The sequence below is a fragment of the Arthrobacter sp. P1_B9 genome (assembly GCF_056406495.1).
The window spans coordinates 26,614-51,051 of sequence record NZ_JBFUAA010000014.1 but is presented as its reverse complement, the minus strand read 5'-3'; the positions used below and the strand labels follow the sequence as shown (position 1 = coordinate 51,051).

The 24,438-nt window shown below is 67.0% G+C and carries 23 protein-coding genes; 12 read left to right on the top strand and 11 right to left on the bottom strand.

Annotated elements, in window-relative coordinates; all coding sequences use genetic code 11:
• Nucleotides 1-51 precede the first annotated feature (51 nt).
• Nucleotides 52-2,634: a helix-turn-helix transcriptional regulator gene (locus AC1D1A_RS17185; RefSeq protein ID WP_476948287.1), complete on the bottom strand. Its 2,583-nt coding sequence runs from the start codon at nucleotides 2,632-2,634 to the stop codon at nucleotides 52-54.
• A 209-nt stretch (nucleotides 2,635-2,843) separates the two neighbouring features.
• Here AC1D1A_RS17185 and AC1D1A_RS17180 point away from each other — a divergent pair, with 209 nt between their 5' ends.
• Nucleotides 2,844-3,404 carry an ion channel gene (locus AC1D1A_RS17180; protein WP_476948286.1) on the top strand — a complete coding sequence of 187 codons (561 nt, stop codon included), beginning with the start codon at nucleotides 2,844-2,846 and terminating at the stop codon, nucleotides 3,402-3,404.
• 254 nt (nucleotides 3,405-3,658) lie between these two features.
• Nucleotides 3,659-5,188 carry a hypothetical protein gene (locus tag AC1D1A_RS17175; RefSeq protein ID WP_476948285.1) on the top strand — a complete coding sequence of 510 codons (1,530 nt, stop codon included), beginning with the start codon at nucleotides 3,659-3,661 and terminating at the stop codon, nucleotides 5,186-5,188.
• A 110-nt stretch (nucleotides 5,189-5,298) separates the two neighbouring features.
• Here the strand turns inward: AC1D1A_RS17175 and AC1D1A_RS17170 are convergent, their stop codons facing one another.
• Complete coding sequence (locus AC1D1A_RS17170) at nucleotides 5,299-6,129, bottom strand: class II glutamine amidotransferase (protein WP_476948284.1); 831 nt, start codon at nucleotides 6,127-6,129, stop codon at nucleotides 5,299-5,301.
• A 282-nt stretch (nucleotides 6,130-6,411) separates the two neighbouring features.
• Here AC1D1A_RS17170 and AC1D1A_RS17165 point away from each other — a divergent pair, with 282 nt between their 5' ends.
• The 4 genes from AC1D1A_RS17165 to AC1D1A_RS17150 all read left to right on the top strand — a co-directional run bounded on the left by AC1D1A_RS17165 (nucleotide 6,412) and on the right by AC1D1A_RS17150 (nucleotide 9,295).
• Complete coding sequence (locus AC1D1A_RS17165; protein WP_476858667.1) at nucleotides 6,412-6,855, top strand: hypothetical protein; 444 nt, start codon at nucleotides 6,412-6,414, stop codon at nucleotides 6,853-6,855.
• 94 nt (nucleotides 6,856-6,949) lie between these two features.
• The gene (locus tag AC1D1A_RS17160) at nucleotides 6,950-7,336 is read left to right on the top strand and encodes an SHOCT domain-containing protein (RefSeq protein ID WP_230010772.1); all 387 of its coding nucleotides are present in this window, start codon (nucleotides 6,950-6,952) and stop codon (nucleotides 7,334-7,336) included.
• Between the two features lie 96 nt (nucleotides 7,337-7,432).
• The gene (locus AC1D1A_RS17155) at nucleotides 7,433-8,587 is read left to right on the top strand and encodes an AI-2E family transporter (protein ID WP_476858668.1); all 1,155 of its coding nucleotides are present in this window, start codon (nucleotides 7,433-7,435) and stop codon (nucleotides 8,585-8,587) included.
• Nucleotides 8,588-8,626: 39 nt separating this feature from the next.
• A complete protein-coding gene (locus tag AC1D1A_RS17150; protein WP_476858669.1) occupies nucleotides 8,627-9,295 on the top strand; it encodes a GAP family protein in 669 nt (222 codons plus the stop codon).
• Between the two features lie 88 nt (nucleotides 9,296-9,383).
• On the opposite strand, the gene AC1D1A_RS17145 is transcribed toward AC1D1A_RS17150, so the two are convergent.
• A complete protein-coding gene (locus AC1D1A_RS17145; protein ID WP_476948283.1) occupies nucleotides 9,384-10,979 on the bottom strand; it encodes an MFS transporter in 1,596 nt (531 codons plus the stop codon).
• A gap of 341 nt (nucleotides 10,980-11,320) precedes the next feature.
• Here AC1D1A_RS17145 and AC1D1A_RS17140 point away from each other — a divergent pair, with 341 nt between their 5' ends.
• Together AC1D1A_RS17140 and trxB are read left to right on the top strand one after the other, a co-directional pair.
• Nucleotides 11,321-11,962, top strand: a complete 642-nt coding sequence (locus AC1D1A_RS17140; RefSeq protein ID WP_476948282.1) for a LysE family translocator — start codon at nucleotides 11,321-11,323, stop codon at nucleotides 11,960-11,962.
• A 132-nt stretch (nucleotides 11,963-12,094) separates the two neighbouring features.
• Complete coding sequence (trxB, locus tag AC1D1A_RS17135; RefSeq protein WP_476948281.1) at nucleotides 12,095-13,087, top strand: thioredoxin-disulfide reductase; 993 nt, start codon at nucleotides 12,095-12,097, stop codon at nucleotides 13,085-13,087.
• 74 nt (nucleotides 13,088-13,161) lie between these two features.
• Here trxB and AC1D1A_RS17130 read toward each other — a convergent pair whose 3' ends face one another.
• From AC1D1A_RS17130 to ribA, 5 genes are all read right to left on the bottom strand, one after another.
• Nucleotides 13,162-14,295, bottom strand: a complete 1,134-nt coding sequence (locus tag AC1D1A_RS17130; protein ID WP_476948280.1) for a hypothetical protein — start codon at nucleotides 14,293-14,295, stop codon at nucleotides 13,162-13,164.
• A gap of 257 nt (nucleotides 14,296-14,552) precedes the next feature.
• Complete coding sequence (locus AC1D1A_RS17125) at nucleotides 14,553-15,059, bottom strand: universal stress protein (RefSeq protein ID WP_476948279.1); 507 nt, start codon at nucleotides 15,057-15,059, stop codon at nucleotides 14,553-14,555.
• Nucleotides 15,060-15,183: 124 nt separating this feature from the next.
• Nucleotides 15,184-16,041, bottom strand: coding sequence for an SDR family oxidoreductase (locus AC1D1A_RS17120; protein ID WP_476948278.1), 858 nt, complete (start codon nucleotides 16,039-16,041; stop codon nucleotides 15,184-15,186).
• Nucleotides 16,042-16,158: 117 nt separating this feature from the next.
• Complete coding sequence (locus AC1D1A_RS17115) at nucleotides 16,159-16,956, bottom strand: dioxygenase family protein (protein ID WP_028276744.1); 798 nt, start codon at nucleotides 16,954-16,956, stop codon at nucleotides 16,159-16,161.
• Between the two features lie 43 nt (nucleotides 16,957-16,999).
• A complete protein-coding gene (gene ribA, locus AC1D1A_RS17110) occupies nucleotides 17,000-18,919 on the bottom strand; it encodes a GTP cyclohydrolase II RibA (protein ID WP_476872633.1) in 1,920 nt (639 codons plus the stop codon).
• 225 nt (nucleotides 18,920-19,144) lie between these two features.
• Between ribA and AC1D1A_RS17105 the strand changes: the two genes are divergently transcribed.
• Together AC1D1A_RS17105 and AC1D1A_RS17100 are read left to right on the top strand one after the other, a co-directional pair.
• A complete protein-coding gene (locus tag AC1D1A_RS17105; RefSeq protein WP_476872634.1) occupies nucleotides 19,145-19,483 on the top strand; it encodes a YnfA family protein in 339 nt (112 codons plus the stop codon).
• A 33-nt stretch (nucleotides 19,484-19,516) separates the two neighbouring features.
• Entirely contained in the window at nucleotides 19,517-19,921 is a 405-nt protein-coding gene (locus AC1D1A_RS17100; RefSeq protein ID WP_476872635.1) for a type II toxin-antitoxin system VapC family toxin, read from the top strand.
• A 15-nt stretch (nucleotides 19,922-19,936) separates the two neighbouring features.
• Here AC1D1A_RS17100 and AC1D1A_RS17095 read toward each other — a convergent pair whose 3' ends face one another.
• Nucleotides 19,937-21,352 carry an aminotransferase-like domain-containing protein gene (locus AC1D1A_RS17095; RefSeq protein ID WP_476948277.1) on the bottom strand — a complete coding sequence of 472 codons (1,416 nt, stop codon included), beginning with the start codon at nucleotides 21,350-21,352 and terminating at the stop codon, nucleotides 19,937-19,939.
• Between AC1D1A_RS17095 and AC1D1A_RS17090 the strand changes: the two genes are divergently transcribed.
• Both AC1D1A_RS17090 and AC1D1A_RS17085 read left to right on the top strand, forming a co-directional pair.
• Nucleotides 21,351-22,334: a DMT family transporter gene (locus tag AC1D1A_RS17090; RefSeq protein ID WP_476948276.1), complete on the top strand. Its 984-nt coding sequence runs from the start codon at nucleotides 21,351-21,353 to the stop codon at nucleotides 22,332-22,334. The genes AC1D1A_RS17095 and AC1D1A_RS17090 overlap by 2 nt on opposite strands.
• An 88-nt stretch (nucleotides 22,335-22,422) precedes the next feature.
• Entirely contained in the window at nucleotides 22,423-23,097 is a 675-nt protein-coding gene (locus AC1D1A_RS17085) for an FMN-binding negative transcriptional regulator (RefSeq protein ID WP_476948275.1), read from the top strand.
• A 160-nt stretch (nucleotides 23,098-23,257) separates the two neighbouring features.
• Here AC1D1A_RS17085 and AC1D1A_RS17080 read toward each other — a convergent pair whose 3' ends face one another.
• Together AC1D1A_RS17080 and AC1D1A_RS17075 are read right to left on the bottom strand one after the other, a co-directional pair.
• The gene (locus AC1D1A_RS17080; RefSeq protein ID WP_476948274.1) at nucleotides 23,258-23,659 is read right to left on the bottom strand and encodes a hypothetical protein; all 402 of its coding nucleotides are present in this window, start codon (nucleotides 23,657-23,659) and stop codon (nucleotides 23,258-23,260) included.
• 40 nt (nucleotides 23,660-23,699) lie between these two features.
• A complete protein-coding gene (locus AC1D1A_RS17075) occupies nucleotides 23,700-24,422 on the bottom strand; it encodes an SDR family NAD(P)-dependent oxidoreductase (RefSeq protein ID WP_476849520.1) in 723 nt (240 codons plus the stop codon).
• Nucleotides 24,423-24,438 lie beyond the last annotated feature (16 nt).

Below are 24,438 nucleotides of genomic sequence, written 5' to 3'. Positions count from 1 at the left end.
CCATCCGGGACCGGTGCCTCGCCGCGAAGCCCATCAAGGCCGCCGCGGGGTTCAGACGATGCCACGCTTGGCGGCCGTCTTGAGCGCGTCGCGCCTGCTTACCGCCCCGAGCTTGCGGTAAATGGACCGTTCGTGGGTCTTGACCGTGTTCACGGAAATGTACAACGCCTCGGCAATTTCAGCAGCGGTCATGATCGAGCGCATGTAGGAAAGGACTTCGCGTTCGCGCTCGGTCAGGTTCCAGTAGGACTGTGCCCGAAGGCGGGTCTCACCCTGTGCCTCGCGTGCCATCAGCGCTGCGATGAACGACTCGTGCGCGGTGCCCCACACAGCGTGCTCCACGAGCAGATCCGCCAATTCCTCTCTCCGTTCGGCGAAAGGACGCAAGACGGTTTCAGGCTCGGCACGAAGGACAGCATGTTCAATCCGCTCGTGTGCCGCCGCGGCATCTCCGGCTCCATGGGCCATGATCGCCTCGGTCAGGCTCAGGCAGGTGTCGATATATGAGCTGCCGCGGCGTTCGGCCAGTGATTCGGCACAGCGTTGCGAAGCGGCGGTGTCACCTTCGCGGCGCAGCAACTCCGCCAGCAGCGTATCCGCCAATGCGCCGTGCCCCCCGGCCCCGAGTGGTTGGACGGTCCGCAAAGCTCCGTCCCGGTCGCCCCTGGCTTCGGCAATTTTCGCCACCGCGATGGTCTCCAGGGCATTCCATGACACGGCGTACCGTCCCCGCCCGTGAAAGGACTCCAGCGCCGCACCGGAGTCGGCCAGGCGGACCAGGTCGCCGGCGGCGCAATCAACCAGGACCCGATAGATGGCGCTGAGCGGACCGGTCGGGAACAGCTCGCTGCCCAATCGCTGCGCTTTGGTAAGACAGGTCCGCGCAGCCTTCAGATCATCATTCCAGTAGCACGCGATGCCACGGGCCAGCCAGGCCGGAGCCATCCGCTGCCGCGAATTCCAACCCAGCGCCTCTCCCCGGTCCAACGCCGCCGTGCCAAGTTCGTCGGCGCTCACGAGGTCACCGGCGATGGCGTGAGCCAACGCGAGCTCGGCCTGGGCGCAGATTTCCACGGCCTCCAGCTGTTCAGGGTTGCCTGTGGCCGCCGTTGCCTGGAGCAGCGCCGTGCCAAGTTCGCCGGTGCGGTGCAGCCGGAACTCTGCCTGGGCCAGCAGGAAGAGTCCTGTCGAGAAGGAGCTGGAGCGGCCATCTCCTGAAATGTCCGTCGTCGACCGGCTGTCGTCCGTCTCGGTGTGCGGGTCCAGCCGGCCGTCGGCAGGCAGCGGCTCGTAGAGCGCCCGGTAACTCTCCAGTCTCCGGCGTCGAATTGCGTCCAGCGCGAAGGTCCGCGACAGCGCCCGGTCGGTGAGCTCGGCCGCGGCGGTGCCGTCGCCGGAAAGGGCACGGCAGACCGATCGGATCATCAGGATCTCCGGATCCTCGCCCCACGGTGCGGGGAGATCCAGGCACAGCCGTTCAAGGGTCTGCACGTCGTTTCCGAGCAGGAATTCGAGCCAATGGGCGCCGAGGGAAATCACGGCTTGCCGGGGTGCGCTTCCTTGCAGCGCCTGGGCGACGCCCTCGACGACGTCGACGTCCTGGTAGTACCTCGCCGCCACGCGGTGCAGACGCTCGGCGAGCAAAGGGTCACGCCGCTGCAGGATGCGCCGGCACTGCGCCGCGAAGAGGGAATGCCACCGGAACATCGATTCGCCCGCACGGTATTCGTGCTCCTCGATGAAGAGCCCGTTACGGAGGCATTCCTCAAGCAGCACGCCGCCGCGGGGACGGCCTTCGAGTTCGACGGCGAGCCGGCGTCCGAGCCAGTCGCTGGCAGTGGCCCTGAGAATGAATTCGGCCAGCGACGGTTCGATCTGGTCGAGGATCTCTTCTGCGACGTAGTCGGCGAGCGGGACGTGCGTAGGCGCGGAGCCTGGCGTTGTAAGCGGCACGTTGCGGGCCTGCGCCAAGGAGACCAGGCTGGCGTGGACTGCCACAGGCCAGCCGGCAGTCATCTTCCAGAGCGACCCGGCGTCGAACGTTTGATCTTGTCCCAGCGCACTGGCGAACTGGGCAACTTCCTCCCGCGTGAAGGCCAGTTCGGCGGCGCGAAGTTCACCCAGTCCCTCGCCGTACCGGAATCTTTCGAGCTGAATGGACGTATGGCCGCGTCCCGAGAGGACCAGCCGCAGTGAGGGGGGTGCCGATGCGGCGAGCACCCCGACGATTCCGTTCGCCAGCCCCGGCCCGGCCAAATGGACGTCATCGATCACCAGGACAATCGGTTCAGTGAGGTGCTCGAGTGCCCCGAGGAGAAGGTCGTAGGAGGCCGCCCGGTCGTGGGCAAGGCTCGGGTCCAGGGCGAGGAGGGCGTCGGTTCCGGGTAACGGCAGTTTGCCCGCCGCGGACTGGATCGCCCCAACAACACCGTGAAACAGCCGCGCGGGCTGCGTGTCGAACCTGTCCAGCGACAGCCATGCGCACGGCAGAGCGCACTTGCGGACCCAATCACCCAGAAAAGTTGACTTGCCGTAGCCGGCCGGGGCCGCGACGAGGGTCAGGCGGTGCGAATCCGCGGCCGCGGACAGGGCGCTTTCCAGACGTGGACGCTCCAACGCTCCGAGACCGCGCACAGGCGGGCGGATCTTGAACTGTGGGCCCGGTACCCATTCGGCTTCTAGCCTATCTCTCACATTCCACATGCTAGGTGGGGGCAAAAGGGCACCAACAGGGCGCAAAGACCCCTTGTGCGCCGCTCCTTAGTGCGACAATACGGCGATTAGGGCGACCCGATTGCGGCACGGCACGAATTGGGTGCCCGGCTGTATCATCAGTCATGCCTATGAAGCACGGCAGCCCGACAGACCCGATTTTCCTTCATGACCTCGACAAGGCCGACCGCAGGCGGGTCATTATTTTCGCGATTGCACGTCTCATCGCATTTTCGGTTGTGGTCCTCGCCCTGTATTTCTTTATTCCCGTCGGGGGATTCAATGACGCCGATCCCGCGGCCGCCTGGATCCGCCTGGCGGGTGTCGTGCTGGTCTTTTTCACAGTCCTGGCAATTCAATTGCGGCTGATACTCGTGGCGCATATCCCGAGGGTTCGGGCGGCCGCGGCTGTCGCCGAAACCCTGTTGATGTTTTTGTGTCTCTTCGCGCTGCTTTACACATCAATGTCGATCACATCTGCGGCGGCGTTTAGCGAGCCCCTGAGCCGAACCGATGCCCTTTACTTCACCACTTCCACGTTTGCCACCGTCGGGTTCGGGGATATTACGCCGGTAAGCCAGCTGGCGAGGGGTGTCGTGTCCGTCCAAATGATTGCCGATTTAGGTGCACTCCTATTGATCGCAAAAGTGGCATTCTTCGCGGCAGGGCGGCGGCTGGGCGGCGAATCCTGAACCCGCCGCCGTCATCACCCAAAACGGATGACAGCAGGCCGGCCGGCTGAAATTTCGCGGGCAGGGCCGGGATTCGGTGCGCCACTTTGCACGTCCGACGCGCGGCGTCCAGCCCGTAGGGACGGCCGTGGCGGGCCCTTCCCCGGCGTGACAGATCACCCTGTGTGGGTGGGGCTGGACCGGCACGCCGAGTGAACAATGAAAATAGCCGTGAAATGCCCAGCCGCGGAACACAAGCTAAGGCGGATCCCCTCATGTCGCTGAACGATCAGCCCGCTGGCCCCGCTAGCCCGGAACAGGAAGAAATTCTGCGGTTACGGGCCGAAGTCGCCCGTCTCCAGCAGGAACGGGACAGTGCCCGCAAGGCCCCGCCGAGGCCGGCCGTGCGGCATCCGGGGCTGGCCCGGCGCATTGTGGCAATCGTGCTGGTGGTTATCACTGGCCTGTTGGCCTTCGCGACAGTTCCGGCCCTCTACCTGCGCAGCGAAGTCATCGACACCGATCGCTACGTCGCCACCGTCGCACCGTTGGCCTCGGACCCTGCGATCCAGGCCGAAATCGCCGACAAGGTCACCCAACAGATCAACGACGCCGTGGATTTCCAGACCATCACGCGCGATGCCCTGAACGAGCTCGCTAAAACGGCGCCCCGCGTGGCGGCCGTGCTCACCGGGCTGGCCCCGATGCTTGCGGAGCAGACCAAAACGCTCATCCATACCGCCGTTGCCAGATTCGTGGCGACACCGCAGTTCCAGGACCTTTGGATCCAGGTGAACCGGGTGGCGCACCAGGGGCTGGTCAACCTTGCCACGGGAAGCACGGGAGGCACGGTCAGTATTGATGAGAATGGCACGGTGTCGATTTCCACGAAAGAGATCATCGCCCGGGTCAAGACTCTCCTTGTCCAGCAAGGGGTGGATATCGCCTCGAGGATCCCGGAAGTTGACGCGCAGATCGCCCTGTTCCAGTCTCCTGAACTGGTCCGTGCCACGGAAACCATCCGGACCTTGGACCGGCTCGGCCCAATACTGGCGTGGCTGACGGTGCTCAGCGCCGTGGGCGCCATTGCCGTTGCCCCCCGGGGCCGGAGACGGAGCACGACGAGCGGCGTGGGGTTGGCCGTGGCGGTGTCGATGGCGGTGCTGGCGCTGTCCCTTGTGATCGGGCGAAGTTACGTCCTGAACTCGATTCCATCGAGTGCTGTCTCCCCTGCGGCGGCCGAAAGCCTGGTCGAGGCACTCCTGGTACCGCTGCGCACCAGCCTGCGCCTTGTCTTCGTCGTCGGACTGCTGATCGCCCTGGCAGCTTTTCTGGGCGGCCACTCGCGTCCCGCGGAGTATGTCCGGCACGGGCTGGCGACGGCGGGCGACTACATCACCGGCAAGATCGGCGGTGGCCAGGCCAAGCCATGGCAGCTCTGGTTGGCCCGGTACCGGCGGATCATCGAAGCCACCGTCGTCGGCATCGCTGTGCTGGTGCTGATCTTTTGGCAGGACCCGACGGCGGCCGTCGCCATCTGGACGGCCGTCCTGGCCGTGCTGGTCATTCTCGTGGTCGAACTGCTGTGCCGGCCGGCCGTAGCCGGCGGGCTGGGCGCCGAACCCGGCGGCGGGCCGGGCGCCGAACCCGGCGGCGAGCCGGGCGTCGAGCCCGGCGGTGAGTCCAGTGTCGAGTCCGGCGGCGTGCCAGGCGGTGAGTCGGTCACGGCGGGCGGCCCTCCCGATGACACGTATCCCACGATTCCCATCCCCCGGGCGCCCGACGCCGGAGGAACCGGCGTGTGAAGGACCGGCGGGACCGGACCACCAGTTAGCGCCGCGCTAGCTTGTGCTGAGCGGCAGCGGCACTAGCCGCAGACACTAAGGGGGCCGCAGCCGCCGACACTAGGCCGACGCTAGGGGGCGGTCGGCGAGAACGGGAACAGGTCCTCGCCGGCGCCGTGCACCACCACACAGGTAGCCTCAGGTACTTCCCGCCACGCCCCGCGGAGATCCCCCAGCGGTTCGGAGACGACCAGGCGCGCGTTGTCCGCCAGGTCATGAAGCAACGGGTTCTCCGGGTACTGGACGCGAAGGGTCGCGACGTCGGTGCTGTGGAACAGCGACCGGGACTGCCGTTCACTCGAGTAGCGGAACGCCCAGGTGGTGTCGCCGTCAGTCGTGGCCACTGTCATCTGGATTGGCTGCTCGATCCCGTGGCGCCGGCCGACGTCTTCAATCAGTCCAACCGCGGCAGCTACGGCCGCCCTCGGGTCCTGCTCCAGCCCGAAGGTCAGGGCGAGGAAGAAGAAGAGCTCTGAGTCCGTGGCTCCCTCGATCAGCGGAAAGAGCGATGGCTCAACGGCTATGGCCAAGTCGCGCTTCACAGTCGGGAACTCCCGGATGAGTCCGTTGTGCATCCATAGCCAGCTGCCGTGGCGGAATGGATGGCAGTTGGTCTGTTGGACTGCCGATCCGGTCGAGGCCCGAATATGTGCGAAGACCCGGCCGGCCGACGCCTGGGCCGACAACTCGCGAAGGTTGCGGTCATTCCACGCGGGCTCCGTGCTGTGGAACAACCCGGGATACGGCGCGGATCCGTACCAGCCCACGCCGAAGCCGTCCCCGTTGGTGGTTTCAACGCCCATTCGGGCGTGCTTGCTTTGCATCACGAGCGAGTTGGTGGGTTTGTACAACAGCTCCTCCAGTTGCACCGGCGAACCCGAATACGCTAGCCAACGACACATGGCATCCTCCCTCAGTTGTGGACAGCAGTCCATCACGGCGACGGAGCGGGCACATCATCACCCCGGGGTGATTCGGGCCGCGGGGTGGGAGGTAATGGGGTCCCACCCGCGTTCGATAGTTCCGTCGTCGCGTCCCCGCTGGTCAGCGGCGCGCCCGGCACGGAGAGCCGCGCGAAAGGATCACCCGCGGCGGGTGACGCGCAAGCCGGCCCCTCACCCAACACTGGTGGTACCTGCCAGTGATTGGGCTGCCAGGCGAAAGCCCATGGAGAGGTGAGTCCAATGTCGAAACCAAAACCAGTCCTCGCGCGAATGTCTGCGCTCGGGGCGGCGGTTGCGCTGCTCGCCGGCTGCGCCACCTCGGGACCCAGCAGCAGCCCCAGCGCGAGCCCGACGGCGAGCGTTTCACCGGTTTGCGCTGCCGCCACTGACTTTTCAACAGCCCTGACGAATTTCAAGGACTCCCTCAAGCCAGGCGCCACGATCGGCCAGATCCAGGCGGCCCGGGATCAAGTTCGGAAGAGCTACGACGATCTGGTCAACGCGGCCAGCGACGCGGCCAAAGATCGGGTGGATGCCGTCAAAGCTGCCCAACAGAAGTTCACCTCCGCTGTGAACTCCGTTCCCGACGACGCCACCCTGACGCAGGCGGCCAACTCGCTCAAGGACGAAGCCGCGAACGTGCAGGCCGCCATCAGCGATCTCTCAAATGACGCCAAGTGCTAGTCCGGGCCTCCTGGAATGCCCGCGGTGAAACCCATTCCCATCCAAGGCTGCGTTCGTAGGCGACGCCGCACCAAGCGAAAGTAGGGAAGCCAAAATGAATTTCTTCGAGAACTTTTGGGATATTCTCTGGTGGCTGTTTATCTTCTATGCAATTATCGCCTTCCTGTATGCAGTGTTCATGGTGATCGGCGACCTCTTCCGCGACGACGAGCTCAGCGGCTGGTGGAAAGCCGTCTGGATCGTTCTTCTGGTCTTCATTCCGTTCCTGACCGTGCTGGCATACATGATTGCCCGCGGCAAGGGCATGGCGGAGCGGTCAATGGCGCGGGCCCGCAAGTCCCAGCAGGAAACCGATGCCTACATCCGCAGTGTCGCCACGGCCAGCCCCACCGAGGAGATCGCCAAAGCCAAAGCACTCATGGACGCGGGAACCATCAGTGCGGAGGAGTTTGCCCAGATCAAGAGCAAGATCGTCGTCTGACTCCGGGTTGAGGCGCGAGGAGCAGGCCTGGCCAACTCGCTATTCATGAGGCCATGAGGCTTCTAAGATATGGCTAGGCTGAACCAAGGAGGGCTCATGGAGCCGGAACCATCGGAATCCAATCCACGTTCGGCCCTCCCCCGCACCCTCATAATCCTGCTCGCCCTGGCCAGCGCGACGATTGCAGCGTTCGGCCTCGGCGCGATCCAGGGAATAGTCACCCCCGTCTTTTTTGCCTTCGTGCTGACGCTTTGTGTCCATCCGCTGCGCCGCTGGATGCAGGCACGGGGAATTTCCCGGGGCATCGCCACCGGGACCACTATCGCGGCTGTCTTCGGGTTGCTGACCGCCTTCGCCGCAGTCCTGATTGCCTCGCTCGCCCAGTTCTCCGCGCTGCTGCCGCAATACGCCCCCCAAATGGCCGAGATCGGCGCCAGGATCTCCGCACTGCTGGAATCTGTTGGATTTGGCCCGGAGCAAGCCCAGGCAGTCCTGAACGGGTTTACGCCGGGCCGCATCATCGGGTTCCTCGGCGGCCTCCTGGGAAACGTCGCGAGCCTGGTGACCAGCCTCGTGATCATACTGACGATGCTCATTCTTATGGCGATTGACGGCTCGCGCGTTCCGGCGCTCCTGATTCATCTGAACTATCACCGGCCGGCACTGGTTTCAGCGCTCAACGGCTTCGGAACCGGTGTGCGCCGCTACATGGTCGCCACCACGGTCCTCGGAATCGCGCAGGGGTTGTTCAACTGGCTGGTTCTGGTCATCCTGCAGATCCCTGGCGCCCTGCTCTGGGGGCTGCTGTCTTTCATCTGCAGCTTCATCCCCAACATCGGGTATTTCATCGCCATCATCCCGCCCTTGTTCTTCGGCTACCTCACCGGGGGCTGGCCGACCGTCGTGGCAGTCATCATCATCTATGGCGGAATCAACAGCATCATCCAGTCGATCATCCAGCCGAAATATGTGGGCAACGCGGTGTCGCTGAGTGAGACGTTGACCTTCTTCTCCGTCCTCTTCTGGGCAGTGGTCCTGGGTCCTGTCGGCGCCGTCCTCGCCGTCCCCCTGACGCTCTTGTTCCGGACCATCCTGCTCGATTCCGACCCGACACTTGCATGGTGGCGGCCGTTGACGGGCGACAAGAAGGACCTCGAACTGCTCATCAAGGAAGAAGACAAGGCGATCCGGGCCCGCCGCGGACGACTGAAGACGGGCCGTCCGGACACCGGAAGCGGGCCGAAGGCATGACATGCCGTCGGGGTGCTGCCGGGGGACGGTGAGGGGGGCATGCTGAGCACTCTCAGCAGCCTGGCTCTCTTCGCCCTGGCCGGGGCTCTCAGCACAGTGCCTGTCAGCGTGACGATCATGATTCTGCTCTCGCCAACTCCGCGCCGCGGCGCCCTTCCCTTCCTGATCGGCAGCCTCGCGGGTTCGATCGTGGTCGTGGGCCTGGCAGCGGTCGGGCTGCAATTCCTGCCCGTCAAGCCGCCGCGCCTGCGTAGGGACGAATGGGTGGCACAAATTGCCATTGTGATCGGTGCGCTTCTGGTTGCGTACGCCGTGTACCTCCTCGTGAGCAAGGGCGGCCGGGACAACGCCATGCTTGGCAAGATGAAGTCGCGGTTCCGCTCCGCCCGGCCCTGGGAATTCGTCGTACTGGGCCTGGGCTTTAACCTTCGTCCGAAGGCGCTCCTGCTGGCCGTCACCGCCGGTGCCGTGATCGGTGTCCAGGAACTGCCGCCGCTGCCAAGCAGCCTGCTTGTCCTCGCCTACGCCGCCGTGGTCCAGTCAGCCGTCATCATTCCGGTCGCTGTGTGGCTGCGCTCCCCCGAACGGGCCCAAGTGCCGTTGACCGCCCTATACAACTGGCTGCAGCGCAATGGCCGCAGGATTGCGGCGATCGCGACGCTGACGATCGGGATCTTCCTCGTCGGCTACAGCCTTCTCCAGCTCTAATCGGGCTGCCCCGAAACCACGCACCCCGCCGGATCCCGGGGAACTCCGCTGTCAGGGGGTGCAGCCTGGACGCTCGCCGCTGTGAACTTCAGCCCAGGACGCTCCCCTCGCCGGTGCCGGCGGGCTTGGGGTCAGGGATCCGAATCATGCGGAACGAGGTGCCGAGCCCGGCGAGGCCGGCAAGGATCGGGACGAACAGTGCAATCTGGAGGGCCAGGGGCCGTGCCTCCGTGTTGATGCGGATGATTTCGTTCTGGATGTCCTCCGGCTGGCCGGCGATCTGTTCCTGGAGTTGCGCGTCGCTCATCACCTGGGCGTCGTCTTCCAGTACCGTCGCGACCTGCTGCTTGTCGTCGGGCGGGAGGACCGTGCTGGCATCCGACAAGCCGATGAAGATGGTCGAGAGCGATGCCAGCATGATGCCGCCGGCGAACGCGAGTCCGAAGGACAAGCCGAACGATCCCGCGGCCGAGTTCACGCTGGCGGCCTCGCTGACCCGCTCGTCCGAAATCGGGGACAAGGTGTAGTTGTTGAGCTGGGATACCAGCAGCCCCAGGCCAAAGCCTGAAATGATCAGCGGGATCAGCAGCCACCAGCCGGAGTCAGCTCGCGGCACGATGGGGACCAGCACCACCAAACCCGCGATCAGAAACAGAAAGCCCCAACGTATGAGGCTGGCCGGGCGCCGCCTCCCGGACCTCTTCCCGACGATCATGGCGACAGCGAACATGGTCAGCGAGAGCGGGGCGATGGACAGACCTGACTGCATCGCGTTGTAGCCGAGCACCATCTGAAGGTAGATGGGCAGCACGATCATGGTGCCGCCCAGAGCGATCTGCTGGAGCATTTGTCCCGTGGCACCAAAGCGGAAGGCTTTTGCCTGGAACAGGTCCGGATCCAGCAGCGTCGGCTTGTTGCGGCGTTTGCGCTGAAGGAGCCAGTAGACCAGGCCGCCCAGTCCGACGGCACCCACGGCCAGGAGTGCGCCCACTGCCTCGCCGCCTTCCTGCCAGACCAGGATTCCGAGCACGACGCCGCCCATGCCGACGATGGACAGAAGTGATCCGAAGAGATCCAGTTCCCGGGGCCCGGTGTACGGCACGTCTTTGACGAGCTTGATTCCGGACAGGACGACCGCGATGATGAGGGCCTCGAGCAGGAAGGCGACGCGCCAGGACAGGAACGTGGTGAGGAAGCCCCCGAGCAGAGGCCCGACGGCGGCGGCGATCGCGGCCGACGCGCCGACCAGGGCGTAGACCCGGTGCTGGGCATCTCCCTCGAAATTTCCGTGGATGAGGGACTGCATGGCGGGAAGGAGCAGCGAGGCGCCAAGGCCGCCGATCAGGGCCCAGCAGATGATCACCGGGAGGAGGGTCTGGGCCAGGGTCATCGCCACGGCGCCGACGGCGTAGCAGGCAAGCCCAATGACGTAGGCGCGCTTGCGTCCGATGAGGTCGCCGATCTTGCCGCCGATCAGGATAAAGGCCGCGGATACCAGCGCCTCGAGGGCGATTGTCGACTGGAGTCCGCTGACGGTCGCACCTATGTCGTCCACCACCGCGGAGATCGAGACGTTCATGATCGACGTGTCGACAACCAGCACGAACATCGCCATCGCCAGCAGCAGCGCCAGCCTTTGGTTGAACTGCACCGGCGGGGTCCCGGCGTCCTTCGGAGAGTTCATCGCGGTCCGCCTCCCACACTCGATGGCTCGCTCGGGTCCACCACACAACCGGACATGTCGCCTCCTCTGGAGCAGACCGGGCAGTTCACGCATGAGCATGGTCCTGCAGGCACATCCCACCAGCGCCCACCGCAATGCGATGCTGATGCAAAGCTAGCGGTCCGGCGTCCTGACCGAATCATGCCCAGCGGGTGAGGTTGCTGCCACCTTCCGCCGGCAACGAGGCGGGGCTGCGCTCCGGTGGTGCCCGCGATGGCCTAACGTAGAAGGCTGCCCGGGTTTCGTTCCCGGGCGAAATTCACCACCCACCGCTACAGACTGACGCCCGGAGGAAATCCCAGATGCTGGAACAACTGGCAGCCTTCGTGCTGACCTGCCTGGTCGTAGTGGTGGTGCCCGGACCCGACTTTGCGCTTGTCCTCAGGAATGCCCCCCGCGGCACACGGGCGGCAACCACAGCCGCCGCCGGCATCATGGTTGGCAACACGATCCTTGCCGTGCTGGCGGTGCTCGGTGTCACGGCGCTGCTGGGGGCCTCGGAAGTTGTCGGGACCGGGATCAGAATTGCCGGGGCCGCCTACCTGCTCTACCTGGGCCTGCGCRCCTTCGCTGAGGCGTTCGCCAGAAAACCCAAACCCAGCCAACCACCGTCACCGGCAGCAGAACGCCAACGCGGCGGCAGCTCACCTTTCGTGCAAGGAATGGTGAGCAACTTGCTCAACCCTAAAGTCGCCGTCTTCTACTTGTCGCTGTTCCCGCAGTTCACTGTCGCCCCGTTGCCGCCCCTCGCCCAGCACGCATTGATGGCGGGCATCTTCCTGCTTATCGCGTTGGCCTGGTACGTGCTGCTGCTCAGCGCGCTCAAGAAAGTGACCGGAGTCCTCGCCCGGCCCCGGACCAGCCGGATCGTCGTCGGGAGTTCAGGCGCCGTCCTGGTCGGGGTTGGCGGCACCATCCTGACTCAGACGCTGGCCTCCGCCTAGCCGCCCGGGCACGCTCCCGCGCAGCGTCCCCGGGTGTCTAAACTCCGGATCAACCCCGGGGGCGTTGATAAGCGCCCCACAGGGCGGGATGATCAGCACATGCCCGGCAACCGTCACCGAAGGAGCCCGACCGTGAGCGCCGCCATCAAGACAACCGAGAAGCTGATCATCATCGGGTCCGGTCCCGCGGGCTACACCGCGGCGATCTACGCCGCCCGGGCCGGGCTCAAGCCTCTCGTCATCGCCGGTGCGGTCACTGCCGGGGGCGCTCTGATGAACACCACCGAGGTGGAAAACTTCCCCGGTTTCCCGGGCGGCATCCAGGGCCCCGAACTGATGGACGGCCTGCAGCAGCAGGCCGAAAAGTTTGGCGCGCAGGTGGTGTTCGACGACGTCACCGAGGTCCGGCTCGCCGGGCACCTGAAGCGTGTGGTCACCGGCGCCGGGGCGAGACATGAAGCGCCCGCCGTCATCCTCGCCACGGGCTCGGCGTATAAGGAACTGGGCCTGCCGGAGGAGAAGAAGTTCAGCGGCCACGGACTGTCCTGGTGCGCCACTTGCGACGGCTTCTTCTTCCGCGACCAGGACATCATCGTGGTCGGCGGCGGCGACTCGGCGATGGAGGAGGCCACATTCCTGACCCGCTTCGGCAAATCGGTGACCGTGGTGGTCCGCAAGGGCGAACTGCGTGCCTCCCGGATCATGGCCCAGCGGGCCAAGGACAACCCCAAGATCAGGTTCGCCTGGAACTCCGCCGTCACCGCGATCCACGGCAACGGCAAGGTCACCGGAGTGACCCTGACCGACACCCGCACCGGCGACACCCGGCAGCAGGCCGCCACGGGCATCTTCGTCGCGATCGGGCACGTGCCCCGGACCGAGCTTTTGGCCGGACAGATTGACCTCGATGCCGACGGCTACATCCAGGTCGACTCCCCTACGACGGTCACCAACCTGACTGGCGTCTTCGCCTGCGGCGACGCCGTGGACCACCGCTACCGCCAGGCCATCACCGCCGCCGGCACCGGCTGCGCCGCGGCCTTGGACGCCGAACGCTTCCTGTCCGCGCTCGAGGACGCCGACAGCATCGCCACAGCGCTGGTCGAAGAACCGACGCACTCCTAGGCGAGCCTTGAAGCGGCCCTTCCCGACGGCACTCCCGGCGTCGGCACTTCCGTCGTCGGCAGGCCCCGCGGCACTTACGGGTCGGGCACTGCGCTGTCTGTTGCGGAAACTGGCCGGTTCGCAGGCTCAGCCGGCGATGGCAGCGGCCGGGCCGGCAGGTTTGCCTCAAGCTGGTCGGCATCAACGGCTGCGAGGTTACGGATCAGGATGATGAGCCAAGCGAAGATCAGCGACGCGGCGATCAGCTCCACCGCGGTCAGGTTGTAGTAGCCGACAGGGAACCACAGCACCGCGGCGACGACGATGACCGCCAGGAAGAGCCACCCCAGCGCAGCGAAGGTGGCCGAGACGGACGGAACCAGCGTGCGGATGCGGACAATCAGGGACGCGAAGACCACCACCATGCCGGACGCGACCAGGGTATGGAGCCCGAAGCGCTCATCGACGGGGAACAATCCCACGCAGGCGAGGAAGAGGCCGATCAGGGCGATCCCGCCTTCGAGCAGCCTCACCCGATGCAGCGCGGACGGGGACTTCGCGGTCGCCGCGAGGGTCGCCGTCGCATATCCCGCCAGCGTGGAGATGACGACGCCGGCGACGATCAGGGTGAAGTTGAACGCCACTCCGGAGACGTCGGAGCTCATGCCGAGGGCACTGAGGTTCTCCTGCCACCACAGTGGATCCTGTGCGGTGAGCATGCTCGTGAGCAGGCCGGTGACCAGGAAGCCGGCGAGGAGGGCGGCGAGCCGGTAGGCGGTCATGCTGAGCGCGGACAGGTAGGCGATATAGGCGCTGATGGCTCCCGTGGTCCCGACCAGGACAGCGGCCGCGAACGGGTAGACGACCGCACCGATGAACGCCTGCTGAAACAGCGAAAAGAGCGCCAGCCAGCCGAGCAGGAAGATGCATGCGTGCGCCAGCGCGAGTGCGGCGATATCGATGGACGTGCGGATCCGGCCTCCCCCGCGGGCCTCCGGTGCCACAGCCGGACGACGTTGCAGGCAACCGGCCACCACCGCCCCGGCGCCCACCACTGCCGTGCCGATCGAGGCAATGTCACCGACTGAACCCCGTCCGGACAACGGGACCGGTTCCCGCCCGATCAGCAGAAAAGCGATGCCGCCCAGGACGAGGAAGGCGGCGCTGCCGACGAAGAGCGCCCGCGCCTCTGACGTGACGGCTGCTGGCTTGTTCGGGTTTACCATCACTCACTTCGATTCGCTGGCGTTGACTGCTCGTGCAGTTCCGCCGTCAGCGTCAGCCCCTCGTGCTCCAGCAATCTTTCGCATCCCGGGCGCTCGCACACCGGCGGTACTCCAACGCTATGGCCGCGGCGGCCCGGGGCCGTCACCCGGAACGGATGAACCCGCGCCGCCGGCCTCAGGTTTGTTGGCGCGCTGCTGGCGCGCTGTTGGCCCGCTGTTGGCCCGCCTTCGGTGGACGGAACGCACGGCCGGCGCGTGCGTCACTGACCCGCGTGCGGAACGACCAGTACGGGCCGGCCCTGCAGACGGGTCAGGGAAACGCTGACCGAGCCCTCCAGGAGCCGGCCCATCTGGGCAATCCGCCCAGGCCGCTGCCCGCCGACAATCAGCGCAGCCGCGTCCGCGCTCTGCGCCAGCCGGTCCAGGGCGTGGGCAACTTCGCCGTTCAGCACCCGGAAGGACCATGCCCCGCCGGGAGGACCGAGAATGCCCTCAAGGCAGCTGAGCAGCTGTGAGGCCGGGTATTCGGCTTCGACATTCGGGGCGGGATCCAGTGAGGTGCCATCCAGGACTCCGGCGGGCTCCCACTCCGTGAGGTAGCTCGCCGGGTCCACGAACGCGCAAATCAGGTGCACTCCCATGATCGCGGCGAGCCCGGCGGCGGCCCGTATCAGGCGCCCGTCGAATTCCCACGGCACACCGACAACCAGCGGGCCGTCCGACCATTCGCCGGCCCCGGCCTGCTGAAAATCACCGGGAGTTTCCATGGGTCCTGTCAGTCGAGGCGCGCACCCGCAGGATGTCTATGCCTTGCGGGCGCAGCGGGAATCCACGCCTTCATTATGCCCACTCCCGGCCTTCCGGTCTCGCGGCCTCCCTGGGGAGTGCGGATTAGCTCGCGGCGGCGGACGTCAGAGCCTGCAACAGCGGCGTCGTCGGCCGCCCGATCAGCCGGGACAGCTCGCCCGTGACGGTGGCCAGCAGGCCCGCCTCGGTGTCCGCGTCCAGGGCTGCGAGGAATCCCGCGGTGCCCGCGTCGAGGCCGGCCGCGGTCRGGACCTCAACCAGTTCCGGGGCGGAGACGGGCTGGTAGACAACTTCCCGGCCCGTGATCCGGGTGATCGCCGTCGCCAGTTCCTTGAAGTTCCAGGCGTAGTCGCCGGAGAGTTCGTACGTGCGGCCCTCGTGCCCGGCGGAGCTGAGCACCGCCGCGGCCGCGGCCGCGTAGTCAGCCCGCGTCGCGCTGGCCACCCTGCCGTCACCGGCAGCGGCCACGACGGCGCCCGTCTGCTTGGCCGTCGCCACGGTCTGGGCGTAGTTCTCGGTGTACCAGCCGTTGCGCAGGATGGTGTTGTCGAGTCCCGACGCGCGGATGAGCTCCTCTGTTGCCTTGTGCTCGGGCGCCAGGATCAGTTCGGTGGTGTCCGCGGCCAGGACGGATGTGTAGGCGATGAACCCGACGCCGGCGGCCCTGGCCGCGTCGATGACGTTGCCGTGCTGCGCCACCCGGGAGCCCACCTCGCTTCCGGAAACCAGCAGGAGCCTGTCAACGCCCGTAAGCGCAGCCTCGAGAGCCGCGGGATCGGAATAGTCCGCGACGCGCACCTGGACGCCACGTGCAACCAGCTCCCGGGCTTTCGCGGCGTCGCGCACGATGGCCACCAGCGAATCCGGTTCCTGGCTGGTGAGCAGTTCATCGAGGACCAGCCTGCCCAGCTGTCCTGTCGCACCCGTTACTGCAATCGTCATGTTGTGCTCCTCATCAGTGGTCAAGCCACGTCACGTTATGGTTGGCCGGCGATCCGGCACTGGCGGGCATAACCGGACCCCGGTCCGGTTCATTCCCCTTGTTACGTTGTGCGACCTCTACGTCAGGGTCCACGACCGCTTGGACAACCCGAACCAGAACCCGTCGATTGCTGTCCTGGCCTGGATGTCTCCCGAGCCGTACGCAGCCCCGAGGGCAACATAGAGCGGAGCCCAATGCTCGCTGCGGGGGTGCGCTTCCCGGGCGGCGGGTGCCTTGTTCAGGAAGTCGAGGATGGAGTCGACATCGCCGCGGGCCATGGCCTCCTCCGCCCAGTGGTCGAATTCACTGGAGGCCGCGGGAGGGGCGGAGTCCGGTCCCCCGGCGGGATTGAACCAGCGCAGGTTGTGCGTCGTGAATCCCGATCCGACAATCAGCGTGCCCCGCTCCCGCAAGGGCCCCAGCGACATGCCGAGGTCGAACAACCCCTGAGGATCAAGCGTCGGCATGGACATCTGCACGACCGGCACGTCGGCGTCGGGGTACATCTCCTTCAGCGGAACGTAGGCGCCATGGTCGAGCCCGCGGCTTTCATCGCGCTCCACGTGATGGCCGTGGCCGGCGACGAGCTTCTCGACTTCGGCAGCCAGCTCGGGCGCCTGCGGGGCGTCATAGGCCACCTCGTAGTACTTTTGCGGGAAGCCGCCGAAGTCGTAGACCAGGCCCGGATCCCGCCCGGTTGCACTGAGCGTCACGGGGGCGTTTTCCCAGTGGGCGGAGACCATGAGGATGTCCCGGGGCTTGCCGAAGGTGCCGGACCAGTCGTGGAGTTCGCGGGTCCACGTGGAGTCGTCGGCCAGCGGCGGTGCGCCATGGCTGAGGAAGAGAACTGGGGGGCGGTCAGTGGTCTGAGTCATGGGATCACCCTAATCCATTTTGATTGAAGCTTCAAGCTTTCGGTCAGAACGAGGGCACACTGAACCCAAGACCCAGAAGGCCCCGGCCCGCCTGCTCGAGAACCGGATCCCTCGTCAGCGCCGCATGGTTCATCAGGACACTGACGTCGCGCTGGATCCGCTGGAGCGGATGCGACAGCCGGTGCACGCCCCCGCCGGATCCCAGCATGATCACCCGAACCGCCTCGGCCGACGCCTCGCCGCTCAGGGCGAGGGACAGCCGGTACTGCCCGCGGTCCGGCTCCGTCATGGTCGAAGGCCCGCGCGCATGGGCGGCACAGACCACCCGGACCGCCTCCTGCCAGTGCAGCCGCGCGGTGGCCACCAGCCCGAAGGCGTGCGCATACCGGACTTGCGCGAGCGGGGAGTCCGCCTGGCGGTTCTCCACGGTGTGCTTGACCTTCCGGACCAGAATCAGCTCGCGGAACAGGTCGAGCGCGTATTCGGCAGACCCCAGGGCAGCGGCCGGGGCCACCATGTTCAGCAGCGCGCCCATGGGGGTATGGATCAGCGGATCCGCGTGGAGCAGGCTCCCCGGATTGGTTTCCGCGCCCAGGAGTTCCCAGTCCAGAGTTCGATGCTCCGGGACGAACAGGTTCCCTGCCCGAATGTCGTTGCTCCCGGTACCCCTCAGGCCGGCCGTCTGCCACACGTCGAGGAGCTCGACGTCGGCCAGCGGCACCAGGCACTGGAGGCGCACGTCGCCGTGCTGCGCGGCGAGCAGCGCCCACTGGGCATGCATGACCCCGGAGGCAAAGGTCCACCGGCCCGAGATGGAATAGCCTCCCGGCACTTTCCTGGCCACTCCAGCCGGCGCCCCGGTAGCGGCCGCCAAGGGAGCCGGTCCGTTCGCAAAGACCTCGTCCTGCGCCTCCCGCGGCCACCGCGCGAGCATCCAGACATGTTCGATCAGATGGCCGGCACTCCACGCCGTGGAGGCGCACCCCCGGGCAAGCCGGCGCACCACCTCCACATAGGTTTCCAGGCCCATGCCGAATCCGCCGACCCCCTTCGGGGAAAGCATGTGGAAGATTTCGGCCGCGTGCAGCTCCTCCATGGTGGCGTCCGGAATGCGCCGGAGCTCCTCGGTTTCCGCGGCCCGCTCGCGCAGGCCGGGCACGAGCCCCTGGACCCGGGCGAGCATGTCGTCATGGGTCGGGACGGCCGCCGCCGCCCGGGCACCGGCCCGGGACGCAGCCCCGACGTCGCCAGGGGCACCGCCGGGCGCACCGGCGACGGGTCCGGCGTCGGACGGGAGCACGAGCGTGTGGCCGGTATGGTCGCGTTTTGCGGCCAGGTACCGAAGATTGGCCGCCGAGGCATGGACGCCGGTGGCGACCTGCCCGGACACTTCGAGGCCGAGGCCGGTCAGCTGGGCTGCCTTGTCCGGGTTGTTGCTGAGCAGCCGCAGCGTGCCGGTACCCATTGCCCCCAGCATCTGGGCCGCCGCCGTGTAGTCCCGCTCGTCTTCGCCGTGGCCCAGGGCCAGATTCGCGGCGTAGGTGTCCAGGCCGCCATCCTGCAGTGCGTAGGCGTCAAGCTTCGAATACAGGCCGATGCCGCGGCCTTCCTGGCGGAGGTAGAGCAGGAAGCCCCCCTCGGCGGCAATCCGCTCCACGGCCTCCCGCAGCTGCGGGCCACAATCGCACCGCTGGCTCCCGAATACGTCGCCGGTGAGGCACTCGCTGTGCAGCCGCACCAGCGGTCCGGCACCGCCTTGCGCCGCGCCCTGCAGTGCAGCCTCCCACTCGCCGAGGGCCAGCAGCAGGTGCTCCTTGCCGTCGGTGAGCCCGCTGAAGCTCAGCACTTCGGCAACGGCTTCGAACCCGTCCGGGAAGCGCAGCGGCACGACGACGCGGCTGCGCACGGCGGCCGAAGGTGCTGCGGCCTTCGGGGTTGCAGTGGTTTCTGGCGCAAGGGTCATCTCGGGTCCTCAGGTATGGGGCAACAGGTGCTGACGTCGGCGGGGGCGGAGCCGTCAAGCCAGTCGGCTTCGAGCGGCACAACCTTTCCCGCCAAGTTTACTTGAACCTTAAAGTTATAGGCCCGGGTGGCCGGTGATGCAAGCGATGACCCCGCATGACGGCCGGGCGGGCGCGTCGGCGCGCACCGGCCCGGATAGGCAACCAGCCGGTGCCATCATGAGGGCGTGACTATCCCGAAAACCATCCTGTTGTTCGTCCTCGCCGCCATTGCCGAAATAGGTGGGGCCTGGCTCGTCTGGCAGTCCGTCCGCGAGGGCCGGGCCTGGTGGTGGGCCGGGCTGGGTGTCGTGGCGCTGGGCATCTACGGCTTTGCCGCGACATTGCAGCCGGACGCACACTTCGGGCGTATCCTCGCCGCGTACGGCGGCGTGTTCGTGGCCGGCTCACTGGCCTGGGGCATGATCTTCGACGGCTTCCGGCCCGACCGGTGGGACGTCCTGGGTTCGGTGATCTGCCTGTTCGGGGTCGCCGTCATCGTGTTCGCGCCCCGCGAGGCCGGATGACCGCCGCTGTACCCAGGAAAGGATCCAGTAACCATGACCCGATTCGTGATTGGCCCGGACGTTGCCCTTCATCTTGCCCTCGAAAGGCCGGCGGTTTCAGACGATCACCAGCTGCTGGCACCGACGCTCCTCCGCTCGCAGGTGCTCTCACACCTGTACCAGTCAGTCCGGCGCGGCGACGTGACGCGGGCCGATGCCAATCGTCAGCTCGACTACATCCGGGGCCTTCGCATCCGGCTCCTCGGCGACCGCGTCCTGCAACGCACCGCGTGGAGCCTCGCCGAGGAACTTGGCTGGGATGACACCCTCGACGCCGAATACGTGGCCCTGGCCCGGCTTCAGGCAGACGCCTTTGTGACGCTCGACGCCGGGCTCGCCCGCTCCGTGCAGGGCCTCGTGACGCTCGCGGCACCTGAGGCGCTACTCACTCCGCCATAGGGCGGCGGCGGCCGACTACCGCCCGGCGGTGCGTTCGAGCACCTGGCCGAGGATCCGCGCGCCTTCCCTGAAAGCACCCGGATTGGGTCCGGCGAAGTTCAGCCGGATGAACGGTCCGGCCGGTTCGGCCGGGAACCACTCGGTACCGGCCGCGATGATGACCCCCGCGGCCTCGCAGTCCCCGACGAACTGGTCGACGTCGGTCCCGTCGGGAAGGCGGGCCCAGAGATTGAGTCCGCCCGTGGGCACATGCTCCACGTGGGCCAGCGGGGCAAGTTCCCGCAGGCTGCTGAGCATGAGATCACGGCGGGACTGGAGCTGCAGCCGCAGTCCGCGCAGGTGCGTCTGCCATCCCGGCTGCGTCACGACGTCGAGGGCGGCCGCCTGGAGAACACCGCTGACATACATCGATTCGGCTCCCCGGTCGGCCAAAATGCGCTCACGCGCCGGGCCGCGGGCGATCACCGCGGCAATGCGTATGGCCGGGGACACGCTCTTGGTCAGCGAGCGGAGGTAGACGACGTGGCCGGAATCGTCGAGGCTGGCAACGGGCACGGAATCGGTGGTGATGCCGAAATCATGTGCCCAGTCATCCTCCACCAGGAACGCACCGTGTTCGCGCACCACGTCGAGCACCTGCTCGCGCAGGCGGGCAGGCCATTGCGCGCCAGTGGGATTGGCATAGTTCGGCTGTGCGTAGAACAGCCGCGCGCCGGTCTCGCCAAAGGCGCGGGCCAGGTCCTCGGGGTCCGGGCCTTCGGGACCGCTGGGTACCGGAACAACCCGGACACCGGACTGCGCCGCGGCCTGGAGCGCCCCCCAGTAGGTCGGGGATTCCACCAGCAGCGGCTGCCCGCTGCCGACCAGCGCCCGGAACACGGAACTGAGCCCGCCCTGGCTCCCCGGGAGTACGATCACGTCGCGCGGCGTTGGCGGGGCGACGCCGGCCCCAGTGGCAGCCCGGAGCTCGTGCGCGAACCAGGATTGCAGGTCGGGCTGGCCCGCTGCAGGCGGACGTGACAGGGCAGCCTCACCCCGGGCAGCCCGGGTCAGGGCCGCCCTGACCAGCCGCTCGGGCAGCAGTTCCCGGTCCGGATAGCCTGAATGGAAGGCGATGACATCGTTTGGGGCGCTGCGCATCGCAGTGGAGACGGGGCGGAGCGGCGCCCGGGGCGATCCCAGCGCCGTCGTCTGCCAGCCGTAGTCCGCGGGCCGGGCTGTTCGAACGGCCCGCACGAACGTCCCGACGCCGGGGCGGCTCTCGATCAGGCCCTGCGCGGAGAGGGTCCGCAGGACCTTTTGCACGGTCACGGGGCTGGCCTGGTACTCGGCGACCAGGGAACGCGTGGAAGGCAGCCGCGCGCCCGGCGCGGCGGCCGCAATCCATTCCCGGAGCCGCGCCGCCATCCGCGAAGTGCTATCGTAAGACATGAAAGACAATAGTAGCGCTACTCAGGGAATCGATCAACCGTTATCGTCCCGGCAGGCGGCCGGCCTGTGGTGGGGATTCGTCGGCGTCGCCGCATTCTCCTTCACTCTGCCGTTCACCCGGGTGGCGGTTGCGGGGTTGTCTCCGTTGTTCATCGGATCGGGCCGGGCTGTTGTTGCGACCGTTCTCGCCGCGTTCGCCCTCACTTTGACCCGGCAGCGCCTGCCCCGGGGAGCCCAGTGGGCGCGTATTGCGGTGGTCGCCGGCGGGGTGGTGATCGGATTCCCGCTGCTGACCTCCTTCGCCCTCACCTCGGTTCACGCCAGCCATGGCGCGGTTGTTATTGCGCTGCTCCCCGCGGCGACCGCAACGATGGCGGTCATCCGCGGCCATGAACGGCCGCCCAGGTCTTTCTGGGTGATCACCGGCGCGGGCGCAGTGGCGGCGATTGGTTTCGCCTCTGCGCAGTCCGGCGGCATCGGGCAACTGCAATTGGCCGACCTGCTGCTGTTCGGCGCCGTCCTCTCGGCGGCAATCGGCTACGCCGAAGGCGGACTGCTGGCCCGCGAACTCGGCTCGTGGCAGACCGTCTCCTGGGCCCTCGTTCTGTCCTCGCCGCTCATGGCCGGCATCGCGGCGTTCTCTATGGCCAGCCAGCCTCCCTCTGCTACTCCCGTGCAGTGGGCGGCCTTCGCATACTTGGGCGTCGTGAGCATGTTTTTCGGCTTCTTCGCCTGGTACCGCGGCCTGGCCATCGGACCCATGGCGCAGGTCAGCCAGATTCAACTCGTCCAGCCGGTCTTGAGCATCTGCTGGGCCGGGCTCATACTGGGCGAAGACTTGACCTGGGCGACCATCATCGGCGGCACGGCGGTCATCCTCTGTGCCGGCCTGGCCGTCCGCTCCCGGCCAAGTGCGGCGAGGGCGGCGGGAAGCAATCCGTTCGTGCTGGACAGCCCGAAGGACAACGCGAGGGCACTGTGACAGTGAAACAATCCGGCTGATCTGATCACCTGCCCCGCCCCCGAAGCCGCCCAGCCCCAGACCGATCCGCAATCCGAATGGAAGTTCCGTGTACATCCCCGCACATTTCGCCGCCGGCCCCGATGCAGTCCGGCATCTGCTCACGCGCCCGTCCGCGGCCAACCTGGTCACCGCCACCGCGAAGGGCATGCTTGCCACGCTGTTGCCCTTCGTCTTCGACCCCTCGGCCGGTGAGCACGGCGCCCTGCACGCGCATCTGGCCCGCAACAACCCCCAATGGTCTGAACCCGCCCTCGGCGAATCGCTCGCCATTATCCAGGGCGCGGACGCCTACATCTCGCCGCGGTGGTACGCGTCCAAGGCGGAGCACGGACGCGTGGTTCCCACCTGGAACTACTCCACGGCCCACGTACACGGCACCCTGGTCATCCACGACGATCCCGCCTGGCTCGCCAGCCATGTGAGGCGGCTGAGCAACCACAACGAGGCCGGCTCCGAGCAGCCCTGGACTGTCGAGGATGCCCCGGAGCGCTACATTGCCGGCCAGCTGCGCGCGATCGTCGGCGTCGAGCTTCTCATCACGCGGATCGAGGCGAAGCACAAACTCAGCCAGAACCGGTCCGACGCCGATGTTGACGGTGTGGTGGCCGGGCTGCGGGCCCGCGGTGACCTGGCAAGCGCCGCGGACGTCGAGAACGCACGTGAGGGCCGCGAGCAGATTCGCTGCCCGCACTCCGACTCCCCGGCCGGTCCTGCTTCCTGATCCTGGCACCGGCTGCGCCTGCATCCTGATGGCCGAAGGCTGACCCCGGCACCTGGCCCCGGCCCGGCCGTTTCGCTAGGATTTCGCTACGAATTCGGGCCGGCGCCGCGGAAAAGGTCAGGCGCTACGGGGATCCCCGTAGCGCCTGACCTGTGGCGTGTCACGTGTCCGTTTCCGTAGCGGAATCCTGTGCCATCTCGTGGCCGAGGTTCATCACCCGGCGCGCCAACTCCCCCGGGTCCGGTTCCCCGGCGCCCAGCGCCCCCGTGCCCAGTTCACCCGCTCCCAGTTCACCCGTGCCCAGTTCACCCGCTCCCAGGTTCCCGGCGGCACGCAGGTCTTGCCGCTGCAGCCCCGGCCTGCCCAGCAGGACAGCGGACCACAGCGCCTGCACGGTTGATACGGCCACTGTGGCTCCCGTCGGTCCCGCGACCAGCCAGCCGCCGCTGGTCGCGGCCACTTTCGGGGCTCCCGGCCAGGATTTGCTGGCACCATTGATCGTTTGGGCGACGATCAGGTGCTGCCGCAGCGTCCTGACCGGGCCCAGGACGGGATCGCTCACCACATTTCGTCCGCACGCACCGCACATGTGAGCGTCCCTCCTAGGGCATGACGTCGCCGGAATTGGGCCCGAGTGTCTGCCCCACGTACAGGTTGCCGCCGGGATCGCTGGCCAAAAGCAGCGCCGTCGGGGCAACTTCGGCCGCCAGCCCGAAGCGCAGCAGCGGCAGCCCGGCACGCTTCGCCGCTTTCCACTCTTCCGAGATGCCGTCAACCAGGGGCGTTTCGATGGGTCCCGGGGCAATGTTGTTGACCAGCACGTTGTCGGCGGCAGTTTCCAGGGCCAGGGCCTTGGTCAGCCCCACGACTCCGGCTTTGGCGGCACTGTAGTGGCTGAGCCCGGTGCCGCCCTTGATGGCCAGCTGGGAGGCGATGTTGATGATCCGGCCCCACTTCTGCTGCCGCATCTCCCCCACCACCTCCCGGCAGCAGAGGAAGACACCGGTCAGGTCAACGGCAATCGTCTCGTTCCACATGGCAAGTGTCATGTCTTCCAGCGGCGATTCCGTCAGCAGGCCGGCACTGTTCACAAGAATGTCGATGCTGCCGAGCCGGGACCGTGCTGCGGCAAAGGCCGCCTTCACGCTCGCCTCGTCTGAGACGTCGACGGCGATGCTTCCCGCCGCGCCCGACCGGTCCAGGATGGCGACTCTGTCGCCGTTGGCGGTGAAGGCCTCGGCGATGGCCTTGCCGATGCCGCTGGCTCCGCCCGTGACCACAACGGCGCGGCCCTCCGTGTTTCGGGAGGCGTCAGGGTTGTTCATGTTTGTCCTTCCGAGG

What these genes read in the sequence shown, in the direction of transcription:
- AC1D1A_RS17180 (WP_476948286.1), top strand. Translation starts at nt 2,844, where the DNA reads ATGAAGCACGGCAGCCCGACAGACCCGATTTTCCTTCATGACCTCGAC.
- AC1D1A_RS17175 (WP_476948285.1), top strand. Translation starts at nt 3,659, where the DNA reads ATGTCGCTGAACGATCAGCCCGCTGGCCCCGCTAGCCCGGAACAGGAA.
- AC1D1A_RS17170 (WP_476948284.1), bottom strand. Translation starts at nt 6,129, where the DNA reads ATGTGTCGTTGGCTAGCGTATTCGGGTTCGCCGGTGCAACTGGAGGAG.
- AC1D1A_RS17165 (WP_476858667.1), top strand. Translation starts at nt 6,412, where the DNA reads ATGTCGAAACCAAAACCAGTCCTCGCGCGAATGTCTGCGCTCGGGGCG.
- AC1D1A_RS17160 (WP_230010772.1), top strand. Translation starts at nt 6,950, where the DNA reads ATGAATTTCTTCGAGAACTTTTGGGATATTCTCTGGTGGCTGTTTATC.
- AC1D1A_RS17155 (WP_476858668.1), top strand. Translation starts at nt 7,433, where the DNA reads ATGGAGCCGGAACCATCGGAATCCAATCCACGTTCGGCCCTCCCCCGC.
- AC1D1A_RS17150 (WP_476858669.1), top strand. Translation starts at nt 8,627, where the DNA reads ATGCTGAGCACTCTCAGCAGCCTGGCTCTCTTCGCCCTGGCCGGGGCT.
- AC1D1A_RS17145 (WP_476948283.1), bottom strand. Translation starts at nt 10,979, where the DNA reads ATGAACTCTCCGAAGGACGCCGGGACCCCGCCGGTGCAGTTCAACCAA.
- AC1D1A_RS17125 (WP_476948279.1), bottom strand. Translation starts at nt 15,059, where the DNA reads ATGGAAACTCCCGGTGATTTTCAGCAGGCCGGGGCCGGCGAATGGTCG.
- AC1D1A_RS17115 (WP_028276744.1), bottom strand. Translation starts at nt 16,956, where the DNA reads ATGACTCAGACCACTGACCGCCCCCCAGTTCTCTTCCTCAGCCATGGC.
- ribA (WP_476872633.1), bottom strand. Translation starts at nt 18,919, where the DNA reads ATGACCCTTGCGCCAGAAACCACTGCAACCCCGAAGGCCGCAGCACCT.
- AC1D1A_RS17100 (WP_476872635.1), top strand. Translation starts at nt 19,517, where the DNA reads ATGACCCGATTCGTGATTGGCCCGGACGTTGCCCTTCATCTTGCCCTC.
- AC1D1A_RS17090 (WP_476948276.1), top strand. Translation starts at nt 21,351, where the DNA reads ATGAAAGACAATAGTAGCGCTACTCAGGGAATCGATCAACCGTTATCG.
- AC1D1A_RS17095 (WP_476948277.1), bottom strand. Translation starts at nt 21,352, where the DNA reads ATGTCTTACGATAGCACTTCGCGGATGGCGGCGCGGCTCCGGGAATGG.
- AC1D1A_RS17075 (WP_476849520.1), bottom strand. Translation starts at nt 24,422, where the DNA reads ATGAACAACCCTGACGCCTCCCGAAACACGGAGGGCCGCGCCGTTGTG.